The following is an 839-nucleotide window of genomic DNA, read 5'->3' on the forward strand; positions in this document are numbered from 1 at the left end:
GCCTGGTGGGGCCTGAACTCGTTGTAGTAGATGATATATTCGATGAGCTCGTTGGCCAGGTGCTCGGGGGTGTCGAAGGTGGTGCCGTCGATGAGGTCGTCGTCGAGGGTGCGCCAGAAGCGCTCGACCTTGCCGTTGGTCTGCGGCCGATAAGGCCGGGTGTAGCGGTGGGCGATGCCCAGTTCGATCAGCATGGCCTCGAACGGATGCTCGGCCGGATTGGTGCGGGCGGCGAACTCCGCGCCGTTGTCGGTCATGAGCGCCTCGAACTGAAGGCCGTACCGCCGGTTCAAGGTATTGAGCATCTTCAGCGTCTTGAACATCACCGGCAGCGCCTTCTTGCCGGTGACGAGCTCGGCCCAGGCGAGCCGCGAGCAGCTGTCGACGACGCTGACCAGGAAGTGCGTGCCGCCTTGCGGGGAAAGGAACAGGTCGCGCGGCAGCTGGTGCAGGTCGACATGGCCGAGTTCGCCCAGCCGGTCCTTGATGATGCGCCGCTTTTCTTCGATCATCTTCTTGCTGCGCCGGTTGAGGCCATGGTCGCGGCAGAGCCGGTAGATGGTCGAGGGCGACGGCACCGGCAGCTTGCGTTCGGCCAGTACAGCACAGATCTCGTAGCGGTTCAGCCCCCGCCGTCGCTCGGCCAGCGCCAGTTCGACGACCTCGGCCGGCAGCCGGCGCCCCTTCCATTTGGGCCCGCGACGGCACGGCATCAGCGCCGCGTCGGCACCGCCCTCCTGCAGGTAGCGATTGTAATATTTGCGGAAGGTCTGCGAGCAGGTGCCGTGGTGGCGGTAAAAGGCCCCGACCGTGGCAAAGGCCGACGACCGGCCGGCCTT

At 65.7% G+C, this 839-nt stretch carries 1 protein-coding gene; it reads right to left on the reverse strand.

What is annotated here, in order from left to right; translation table 11 throughout:
• The coding region (locus CH339_RS23625) for an integrase core domain-containing protein (protein ID WP_111436866.1) at positions 1-839 on the reverse strand (839 nt) is incomplete at both ends.

Source organism: Rhodobium orientis (assembly GCF_003258835.1).
Classification (GTDB): Bacteria; Pseudomonadota; Alphaproteobacteria; order Rhizobiales; family Rhodobiaceae; genus Rhodobium; species Rhodobium orientis.